The sequence below is a fragment of the Ralstonia sp. UNC404CL21Col genome, assembly GCF_000620465.1.
Lineage (GTDB): Bacteria > Pseudomonadota > Gammaproteobacteria > Burkholderiales > Burkholderiaceae > Ralstonia > Ralstonia flatus.
The window spans coordinates 1,184,987-1,194,137 of sequence record NZ_KK211140.1 but is presented as its reverse complement, the minus strand read 5'-3'; the positions used below and the strand labels follow the sequence as shown (position 1 = coordinate 1,194,137).

Sequence of the window (9,151 nt, the reverse complement as noted above, 5' to 3'; positions counted from 1 at the left end):
GACGTGATCCGCGACGGCAACGGCAAGTTCAGCGACATCTTCAACTTCTCGAAGGAAGCGACCTTCGGCGGCACGTACACGATCGGCAAGGCGAAACTGTTTGCGGTGTATGAAAACCTGTCCGCGCCCGATGCGGCAGCGGGCGCCCCGACCAAGGCGAACCACTACTGGCTGGGCATCAACTACGAAGTCACGCCGGCGCTGACGCTGATCGGCGCGGCCTACCGCGTCAACGTGAACCACGGCGGCGGCAACGCCAACCTGTTCATGGCCGGCGCGAACTACAACCTGTCCAAGCGCACGATGCTGTACGCGAGCGTGGGCACCGTGCAGAACAGCTCCACCGCCAATTTCTCGGTGGAAGCGACCAACAACAACCCGGCCCCGGGCAAGAACCAGCTGGGTGCCTATACGGGTATCGTTCACTCGTTCTGACGTCTGGCTTCTGACTGAGCGTGACCTCCTGATCGCTCGGCTCCTTGTCAGCCCGCACTTGTGCGGGTTTTTTTCTTTTTTGGAGTGCATCTATGCGCGGCGGGAATGGCCGTTGCGAGCGGATCTGCAGCAGATCGAGCCGCAGTTGCGAGGCGCTCCGTGCCTCGGCAACCTTTGTGCAACTGGCGTAAGATGCCCGCTCGATTTTTGATCGCTGCGTGCGACACCAAAGCAACATGAACCTTCCGCTCTTACTCAATATCGCGACGTTCGTCGTCATCCTGATTGCCCTCGGCCGTGTGAACGCGAGCTGGAGTCTGGCTAAGCGTGTGCTGCTGGGCATGGTGCTGGGCATCCTGTTCGGACTGGCGCTGCACCTGATCTATGGCGACGACAGCGCGACGCTCAAGCAGTCGATCTCGTGGTTCGGCATCGTTGGCGGCGGCTATATCCAACTGCTGCAGATGATCGTCATGCCGCTCGTGCTGGTGTCAGTGCTGAACTCGGTCGCCAAGCTCAACAGCACGGCGTCGCTGGGCAAGATCAGTGTGCTGACGATCGGTACGCTGCTGCTCACGACGCTGATCTCCGCGCTGGTCGGCGTGTTCGTCACGCACCTGTTTGGTCTGACGGCGCAAGGGCTGGTGCAGGGCGCGCAGGAAACCGCCCGGCTGACCGCCATCCAGGACAACTATGTCGGCAAGGTGGCCGACCTGTCGGTGCCGCAGCTGGTGCAGTCCTTCATTCCGAAGAACCCGTTTGCCGAGCTGACCGGCGCCAAGCCGACGTCCATCATCGGCGTGGTGATCTTTGCGGCGTTCCTCGGCGTGGCTGCGTTGAACCTGCTCAAGGATGATGCGGTGAAGGGCGAGCGCGTGCTGACCGCCATCGACACCGCGCAGGCCTGGGTGATGAAGCTCGTGCGGCTCGTTATTCGCCTGACCCCTTACGGCGTGCTGGCGCTGATGACGAACGTGGTGGCTGTGTCCAACGTGCAGGACATCATCAAGCTCGGCGGTTTCGTCGTGGCGTCTTACCTGGGCCTGGCGATCATGTTCGGCGTGCATGCCGTGCTGCTGACGCTCAACGGCATCAATCCGCTTCGCTTCTTCCGCAAGGTCTGGCCGGCGCTGTCGTTCGCGTTCACGAGCCGGTCGAGTGCAGCCACCATTCCGCTGAGCATCGAGGCGCAGACGCGGCGCATCGGCGTGCCGGAGTCGATCGCCAGCTTCGCCGCATCGTTTGGCACGACCATTGGCCAGAACGGCTGCGCAGGCCTGTATCCCGCCATGCTGGCAGTGATGGTGGCGCCCACCGTGGGCATCAACCCGTTCGATCCTGTATGGATTGCAACGCTCGTGGCGGTGGTCACGCTCAGCTCGGTCGGCGTGGCGGGTGTGGGCGGCGGCGCCACGTTTGCAGCGTTGATCGTGCTGCCGGCGATGGGCTTGCCGGTGACGCTCGTGGCACTGCTGATCTCCATCGAACCGCTGATTGACATGGGCCGTACCGCGCTCAACGTCAACGGCTCGATGACCGCCGGGACGATCACCAGCCAGTTGCTGGGGCAGACCGATCGCAGTGTCTTCGATGCTGCTGATGACGTGGAGATGGCACACCGCTGATCTGCGCGTCGAAACGAAAAATGCCGGCCATGGGGTCGGCATTTTTTTTGAGCGCAGGGCGGCTCAGCCGGGCGTCTGCGCCAGCTCGGTCAGCAGTTCCATGAACGCGCTGGCCAGTTCGCTTGGCGTGGCGGCGCTTCTGCGCAGCAGGCCGACGGGTTCCTTGGTGCCCGACGTGACGATGTCCAGACGGGCGAGTTGACCATGCGCCAGGTCGTCGCCCGCTGCGCGCTCGGGGGTGATCCACACCGCATCGGATCGGCACGCCAGCAACCGTGCGACGGACACCGAAAGCGTTTCCGTCACGCCCGCCGGCAAGCGCAGCCCGTGCGTCTGGAACAGCGCTTCGGTGTGATGGCGCGGCACCGTGCCCGGCGTGGCGATCACCAGCGGGTAATCCAGCACCGCCTGCAGCGAGGCCGACGCGCCTGCCTGCGTCAGCAGCGGATGCCCCGGCCGCACGACGAGCGCCAGCGGCTCTGCATACAGCAACTCGAACGACAGCCCCTGCATGCGATCCGGCTCGGCCATGCGGCCGACGATGAAATCGAGTTCGCCGGCCTTGAGCGCGGTCAGCAGCTCGACATTGGTGCCGGTACGCAACCGCACGCCGGCATGCGGGCGCTGCGCGTGCAAATGCGCAATCGCCTGGGGCAGCAGACTGCTGGCCACCGTCGGCAGGGCGCCCACATGTACCACCGGCGCGGATGCGTCCGTCGATCCCATGAGCGCGGCGGTAGCCGATTCCAGCGCCTGCGTCACGCCCACTGCATGCCGCAGGAATTGCTCGCCGGCCGCGGTGAGCCGCGCGCCTTGCCGGCCGCGCTCCACAAGCTGCACACCGGCCAGCGCCTCCAGCTCACCGAGCGTTTTCGACACCGCCGGCTGGCTCAGATGCAACCGCTCGGCGGCGCGCCGCAGGTTGCGCTCCTGCGCGATGGCGACAAAGCAGCTCAGATGGCGAAACCGGATGCGGGACGGCAAATCCGCTGAGAAGGCACTTTCCATAACTTGGGGTTATCGATTTTCCGATAAGAAGTCAATTTACTTCACTTTTTGTCGGCGATACAGTCTCTGCACGATTTCATAAGGAGACGCCCCATGACCCTGCCGCTTTCCGGCACCGGCGAATTCGCCCAGCGCGACACCACGCAGCATCCGCCCGCACTGACCCCCGGCTACAAGACCAGCGTGCTGCGCTCGCCGCGCAACGCGCTCATCTCCACCCTGAATACGCTGTCGGAAACCACCGCACCGGTGTTCCACGCCGACGACCTCGGCGCGCTCGACAACGACCTGATCCTCAACTACGCCAAGGAAGGCCTGCCGATCGGCGAGCGCATCATCGTCCACGGTTACGTGCGCGACGAGTTCGGCCGCCCCGTGCCGAACGCGCTGGTGGAGGTGTGGCAGGCCAACGCCGGCGGCCGCTACCGCCACAAGAAAGACCAGTACATCGCGCCGATCGACCCGAACTTTGGCGGCTGCGGCCGCATGCTGACGGATGCCAACGGCTACTACGTCTATCGCACCATCAAGCCCGGCCCGTATCCGTGGCGCAATCGCATCAACGACTGGCGCCCGTCGCACATCCATTACTCGCTCTCGGGCGATGGCTGGGCGCAGCGCCTGATCACGCAGATGTACTTCGAGGGCGACCCGATGATCGCGCAGTGCCCGATCATCAAGACCATCCCGAGCGAAGAGCAGGTGCGCGGTCTGATCGCGCTGCACGACACGGCGAACCACGTGCCGCTCGACAGCCGCTGCTACCGCTTCGACATCACGCTGCGCGGCCGCCGTGCCACGCATTTCGAAAACGCCGTGCCCGCCCTGCAAGGAGCCAAGTGATGACCACGACCACACTGCGTGAATCGCTCGAACGTGCCCAGGCAACGGCCATGACGACAACGCCGCCGTTCGCGCATTTCAACGAGACCGCTTCGCAGACGGGCGGCCCATACGTGCACATCGGCCTTGCACCGCGCCAGGCCGGCTTCGACATCTACGACAAGGAATTCGGCAGCGTCCTGACGACGCCCGCCACACGCGGCGAACGCATCGCGCTGGAAGGCCGCGTCTACGATGGCTCGGGCTCGCTCGTGCGCGACGTGCTGATCGAGATCTGGCAAGCCAACGCGGACGGCAAGTACGCCCATCCGGCCGATCGGCAAGACAAACCTGTCGACCCGGCATTCCGCGGCTGGGGCCGCGCCGGCGCCGATTTCGATACGGGCGTCTATCGCTTCGACACGATCAAGCCGGGCGCCGTGGCCGGCCGCAGCGGAACCACGCAGGCACCGCACATCTGCATGATCCTGTTTGCCCGCGGCATCAACCTCGGCCTGCACACACGCGTGTACTTCAGCGATGAGGCCGCGGCCAACGGCACGGACCCGGTGCTGAACGGCATCGAGTGGGAAGTGCGCCGCAAGACGCTGATTGCCCAGCGCAGCGAGCGTAACGGCGAGGTGGTCTACACCTTCGACGTGCGCCTGCAAGACACGCCGGATGGCGGCGCGGAGACGGTGTTCTTCGATATCTGATCGCCGCATCACATCCGAGAGATCACGCCCGGCAGGTTGACACCGCCGGGCGTTGTTTTTGATGCGAGCAACACGACTTTCAGCGGGACGTCATGCGGGCGTCGATAATGGGTGGATCGCCAGCCCGGCGTTTGACGACCCTGCCGTGACCCAGCTCACTCTTCCCGGATTCGAAGCCACTCCGCAATTGCCCGCGCATCGCCTGTTTCTGGCGATCAAGCCTGACGTGGATACCGCCGACCGCATCGCGCGGCTGATCCAGCAATTGCGGCCCGTCGTGGGCTTCAAGGGCAAGGCGCTGCGTACGGAGCGCCTGCATGTCACGCTGCATCACCTTGGCGATTTCGTTCATCTGCCGCCTGACGACGTCGTGGCGCGTGTGCGTGCAGCAGCGGCCGGCCTCGCGTTGCCGGCATTCGACGCCACGTTCAACCAGGTGGTGAGCTTTCATGGCCGGCGCGACCATCGGCCGTTCGTGCTGCTGGGCGACGAAGGCGTGGGCGGCCTGATGGCGTTTCAGGCGGCGCTGGGCGAGGCGCTCCAGCATGCCGCCGTGCCGGTGCCGCGTGGGCATTTCAAGCCGCACATCACGCTGTTGTATGACCGCGGCGGCTTTGCGCCGAAAGCGGTCGAGCCCATCACGTGGACCGTGCGCGAGTTCGTTCTCATCCATAGCTGGCTAGGCAAAACGCGCTACGACGAACTCGGCCGCTGGGCGCTCAAAACCTGAGCGCCACGTTGTTATGCGCAGCCGTCCGGCCCGCAGACAGGGCCATCGGCTTGGTTCATCGGGGCAGGCGCGCCGATGTGCTGCGTCAGCGCCTGAGCCCAGGGTTCCGGTTTACCGAGCCACGGACCAACGCCGATGATGCCCAGTTGGCCATCGGCATCTTCCAGCGCAAACGTCGGAAAACCCTGACCGCCCACTCGATCGAGCCACTGTCGGCTTTGCGCGATGTGCTGCTGCGTGAGCGCACCGGCTTGCCGCGCGTATTCCGCATCGAATGCTTCGGGCGATAGGCCGATCTCGGCTGCCAGCGCGCGCAGTACCGGCACATCTGCAATGCGACGGCCTTGTTCGTAATGCGCGCGCTGGATGCGATGGATCATGTCCAGCCCGCGGCCGCCGAGCGCCTGGGCTGCAAGCACGGCGGTAATGGGCGGCTCCGAATCCATTACGGCGCTGGTGTCGCGCAACAGGCCTTCAAAGTAGGGCTCGCCGAAGGGCTGGCCGGTCAACTCGGCAATGCGGTGGTCGTGCGGCATCACGTAGTCGCGCCATTGGGGCGTGACCGCGCGGCGGTTTGCGCCGGCAAGCATGCCGCCGCCGTGGAAGGCGATCGTGAGGCCGGGCACCGTGCGCGCGGCTTCCACCAGCGGCGCGGCGCCGTAGCACCAGCCACACAGCGGGTCGTAGATGTAATGCAACGTCGTCATGTTGTTTCCTCGGTGGCAGGCCGGCTTACTGCGGCCACTTCATTTCGCCCTTGATGACCTTGGCGCTCAGCTCCAGCGATGCCTCGCCGGCCAGCGTCGGATAGGCCGCCTTCATCGCCTTGATCAGCTCCGCCGAGTTGTTGGCCTTGGCGGCCTGTACCTCAAAGGTCTTCAGGTAATCCGCGGTAAAGCGTACCGCGTCCAGCCCCTTTGGCATTGCACCTGTGAAGTGACCGGGCACCACGGTCGTCGGCTTGAGCGCTGTGATGTTGTCCAGCGTCTGCAACCAGCCCAGGCGCGATTCGCGCGTCTGCGTGTCGGCCACCCAAACGTGGTCGCCGCTGTTGACGACCACGCCGCCGGCCACGGTCTTGATCGATGGGATCCACAGATACGTGCGTGCCGCGTCGGGGCCGTTCAGTCCCTTGATCTCGATGGTGCGGCCTTCCAGCGTGAGGTGGTCGGCGTTCAGCACGTCGGGCAGCACGAGCGTCTTGGGCGCGTTGTCCTTGAGGATCGGGCCCCAGTAGGCGAGCTTACCGTTCATTGATGCCTTGATGGCGGCCACGGTTTGCGGTGTTGCCACGATTTTCGCGTTCGGGAAGGCAGCGCGGATGACGTCGAGGCCGAAGTAGTAATCCGGATCGCTCTGGCTGATGTAGACCGTGGTGAGCGTCTTGCCGCTGGCCTTGAGTTTCTGCACGAGCGCTTCTGCATCGATGCGCTGGAATTGCGCGTCGATCAGGATCGCCTCGTGCGCACCGCTGATGATTTCCGACGACACCGGGAAGATGCCCTTGGCGCCGGGGTTGTAGACCTCGAGATGCAAGGGGGCGGGCGGGACAGCGTGAGCAGCAAGGCCGGCGCTGACAAGGCCGGCGGCAAGCAGAGTGCGGAGCAGGGACATCGGGTTTCTCCAGTCGGATGAAATGGGTGCGATGTCGCCACTGTAGGTTGCTTGATTCGACCGAAAAACCCCCTAAGATGCGCATATTTGTTTCTCTAATCGATCAAATATGGATCGCATCACGTCGGCCGAAGTGTTTGTGGCGATTGTCGAGCGCGGCAGCCTGAGCGCCGCCGCCGAAGCGCTCGACATGTCGCGCGCGATGGTCACGCGCTATCTGGCGCAGATGGAGGCGTGGTCCGGCGCGCGGCTGCTGCACCGGACCACGCGCCGCATCGGCCTGACACCCGCCGGCGAGGCCACGCTTGCGCGCTGCCGCCAGATGCTGGAAATCGCTTCGCAGATGGCCGTGGCAGATGGCCCTGAAGCCGATACGCCGCGCGGGCTCCTGCGCATTGCCTGCGCGCAGTCCCTGGCGCAGCAGACGTTGAGCGCGGCGGTGACGGCCTACCTGCGGCGCTATCCGCAAACGGCCGTCGATCTGGTGGTCGACAACCGCACCATCAACCTCGTGGAAGAACGCATCGACCTGGCCGTGCGCATTACCAACGATCTGGATCCGAACCTGATTGCGCGGCCGCTGGGCATGTGCGAATCGGTCGTGGTGGCGGCGCCGTCTTACTTGGCCGCGCACGGTACGCCGCGCCGCGTGCAAGACCTGGCCGTTCACAACTGCCTGACGTATTCGTACTTCGGCAAGAGCCTGTGGAAGTTCACCGAGGCGAAGACGGGCGCGCCATCAGACGTGCCGGTGGGCGGCAATCTGAGTGCGAATGAATCGATGGTCCTGCTGGCAGCGGCGCGGGAGGGCGCGGGGATTGCATTGCAGCCGGTGTTTGCTGCCGCGCCGCTGATCGCCAGCGGGCAACTCGTGCGTTTGTTGCCCGACCACGTGCCGCAGGCGCTGGGCATTCACGGCGTGTACAGTTCGCGCAGGCAGATGCCGAGGGCGCTGCGGGCGATGCTGGATTTTCTGGTGGACTGGTTCAGGGCGCAGCCGAACGTCACGTGATTGGGCCGGAAGACTTCCTTCGCATCGCCAACAGGCCCAACGCCAGCAGGCAGAACACCGCCCCCGCGTGGAATGTCGCGGCTGCGCCCAGCCTGTCCCACAACAAGCCCGCCAGAACGCTGGCGGTCAACATGGCCAACCCGCTTACGAGGTTGAACATGCCGTAAGCGGTGCCGCGCAAGTCGGCCGGTGCGGTGTCGGCGACCATGGTTGCCAGCAAGCCCTGCGTGATGCCCATGTGCACGCCCCACAGCGCCACGCCTGCGATGACCACGCTCCAGTGAGCGGACAGGCCGAGCACCACATCGGCGGCAATCAGCACCACCAGCCCAAGCGCGAGCAGCTTCGTGTGGCTCATGCGGTCAGAGAGCTTGCCGAACGGATACGCCGCCAGCGCATAGACGACGTTCATCGCCACCATGACCAGCGGCACCAGCGCCAGCGGAATGCCGCCTTGCTGTGCCCGCAGCACCAGGAACGCTTCGGAAAACCGCGCGAGCGTGAAGACCGCGCCGATCATCACCACCCACCAGTACGCACTGTCCAAGCGCTGCAGGTTGTCGCGGCGGATCGGGTTGGTGCGGCGGGCGCCGTTGTGGGTTTCGGGCTCCCGCAGGCCGAACATCAGCAGCGCAACAGAGAGCAGTCCCGGCACCACGGCCACCCAGAACACGGCGCGAAAATCATCCGCCCACAGCAGCATCAGACCCACCGCCAGCAGCGGCCCCAGAAACGCGCCCACGGTATCGAGCGACTGCCGCAGCCCAAAGGCCGCGCCGCGCAGCGCAGGCGGGGCAATGTCGGCGACCAGCGCATCGCGCGGCGCCCCGCGGATGCCCTTGCCGACGCGGTCCAGCAGGCGCGCCGTCAGCACGATGCCGGCGGTGGGCGCAATGGCGAACAACGGTTTGGACAGCGCGCCCAGCGCATAGCCGAAGACCGCCAGGCCCTTGCGCTTGCCGAGGTAGTCGCTCAGCGTGCCGGAGAAGATCTTGACGATGAGCGCAGTCGACTCGCCCAGGCCCTCGATCAGCCCGACCGACAACGCACTGGCGCCCAGCGCCGACACCATGAACAGCGGCAGCAGGCTGTGGATCATCTCGGAGGCAATGTCCATCAGCAGGCTGACGCAGCCCAGCACCCAGATGCCGGCGGGCATCTGCCGCAGGCCGCCGGGCGGTTTGGTGTC

The 9,151-nt window shown here is 65.3% G+C and carries 10 protein-coding genes; 6 read left to right on the top strand and 4 right to left on the bottom strand.

Annotated features, from left to right (window positions below; all coding sequences use genetic code 11):
- A partial coding sequence (locus N511_RS0123620) for a porin (protein ID WP_027681513.1) occupies nt 1-435 on the top strand: 435 nt, incomplete at its 5' end.
- Between the two features lie 236 nt (nt 436-671).
- On the top strand, nt 672-2,060 hold the full coding sequence (locus N511_RS0123615; protein ID WP_027681512.1) for an L-cystine transporter: 1,389 nt from the start codon (nt 672-674) through the stop codon (nt 2,058-2,060).
- 63 nt (nt 2,061-2,123) lie between these two features.
- Here N511_RS0123615 and pcaQ read toward each other — a convergent pair whose 3' ends face one another.
- Nucleotides 2,124-3,068 carry a pca operon transcription factor PcaQ gene (gene pcaQ / locus N511_RS0123610; protein ID WP_027681511.1) on the bottom strand — a complete coding sequence of 315 codons (945 nt, stop codon included), beginning with the start codon at nt 3,066-3,068 and terminating at the stop codon, nt 2,124-2,126.
- Nucleotides 3,069-3,161: 93 nt separating this feature from the next.
- Between pcaQ and pcaH the strand changes: the two genes are divergently transcribed.
- From pcaH to thpR, 3 genes are all read left to right on the top strand, one after another.
- Nucleotides 3,162-3,911 carry a protocatechuate 3,4-dioxygenase subunit beta gene (gene pcaH, locus N511_RS0123605; RefSeq protein ID WP_027681510.1) on the top strand — a complete coding sequence of 250 codons (750 nt, stop codon included), beginning with the start codon at nt 3,162-3,164 and terminating at the stop codon, nt 3,909-3,911.
- Nucleotides 3,911-4,606, top strand: a complete 696-nt coding sequence (gene pcaG / locus N511_RS0123600) for a protocatechuate 3,4-dioxygenase subunit alpha (protein ID WP_004626744.1) — start codon at nt 3,911-3,913, stop codon at nt 4,604-4,606. Before pcaH ends, pcaG begins: the two co-directional genes overlap by 1 nt.
- Before the next feature lie 61 nt (nt 4,607-4,667).
- Complete coding sequence (thpR, locus tag N511_RS0123595) at nt 4,668-5,336, top strand: RNA 2',3'-cyclic phosphodiesterase (protein WP_037027224.1); 669 nt, start codon at nt 4,668-4,670, stop codon at nt 5,334-5,336.
- A gap of 11 nt (nt 5,337-5,347) precedes the next feature.
- On the opposite strand, the gene N511_RS0123590 is transcribed toward thpR, so the two are convergent.
- Both N511_RS0123590 and N511_RS0123585 read right to left on the bottom strand, forming a co-directional pair.
- Complete coding sequence (locus tag N511_RS0123590; protein ID WP_027681507.1) at nt 5,348-6,043, bottom strand: DsbA family protein; 696 nt, start codon at nt 6,041-6,043, stop codon at nt 5,348-5,350.
- Nucleotides 6,044-6,068: 25 nt separating this feature from the next.
- Nucleotides 6,069-6,950: an MBL fold metallo-hydrolase gene (locus tag N511_RS0123585; protein WP_037027223.1), complete on the bottom strand. Its 882-nt coding sequence runs from the start codon at nt 6,948-6,950 to the stop codon at nt 6,069-6,071.
- 109 nt (nt 6,951-7,059) lie between these two features.
- Here N511_RS0123585 and N511_RS0123580 point away from each other — a divergent pair, with 109 nt between their 5' ends.
- On the top strand, nt 7,060-7,962 hold the full coding sequence (locus N511_RS0123580; RefSeq protein ID WP_027681505.1) for a LysR family transcriptional regulator: 903 nt from the start codon (nt 7,060-7,062) through the stop codon (nt 7,960-7,962).
- On the opposite strand, the gene N511_RS0123575 is transcribed toward N511_RS0123580, so the two are convergent.
- The gene (locus N511_RS0123575) at nt 7,955-9,121 is read right to left on the bottom strand and encodes an MFS transporter (RefSeq protein WP_051530987.1); all 1,167 of its coding nucleotides are present in this window, start codon (nt 9,119-9,121) and stop codon (nt 7,955-7,957) included. The two genes, N511_RS0123580 and N511_RS0123575, sit on opposite strands and share 8 nt — an antisense overlap.
- Nucleotides 9,122-9,151 lie beyond the last annotated feature (30 nt).

Coding starts and splice junctions, on each gene's coding strand:
- N511_RS0123590 (WP_027681507.1), bottom strand. CDS start 6,043: ATGACGACGTTGCATTACATCTACGACCCGCTGTGTGGCTGGTGCTAC.
- N511_RS0123615 (WP_027681512.1), top strand. CDS start 672: ATGAACCTTCCGCTCTTACTCAATATCGCGACGTTCGTCGTCATCCTG.
- pcaG (WP_004626744.1), top strand. CDS start 3,911: ATGACCACGACCACACTGCGTGAATCGCTCGAACGTGCCCAGGCAACG.
- pcaH (WP_027681510.1), top strand. CDS start 3,162: ATGACCCTGCCGCTTTCCGGCACCGGCGAATTCGCCCAGCGCGACACC.
- thpR (WP_037027224.1), top strand. CDS start 4,668: ATGCGAGCAACACGACTTTCAGCGGGACGTCATGCGGGCGTCGATAAT.
- N511_RS0123580 (WP_027681505.1), top strand. CDS start 7,060: ATGGATCGCATCACGTCGGCCGAAGTGTTTGTGGCGATTGTCGAGCGC.
- N511_RS0123585 (WP_037027223.1), bottom strand. CDS start 6,950: ATGTCCCTGCTCCGCACTCTGCTTGCCGCCGGCCTTGTCAGCGCCGGC.
- pcaQ (WP_027681511.1), bottom strand. CDS start 3,068: ATGGAAAGTGCCTTCTCAGCGGATTTGCCGTCCCGCATCCGGTTTCGC.
- N511_RS0123575 (WP_051530987.1), bottom strand. CDS start 9,121: ATGCCCGCCGGCATCTGGGTGCTGGGCTGCGTCAGCCTGCTGATGGAC.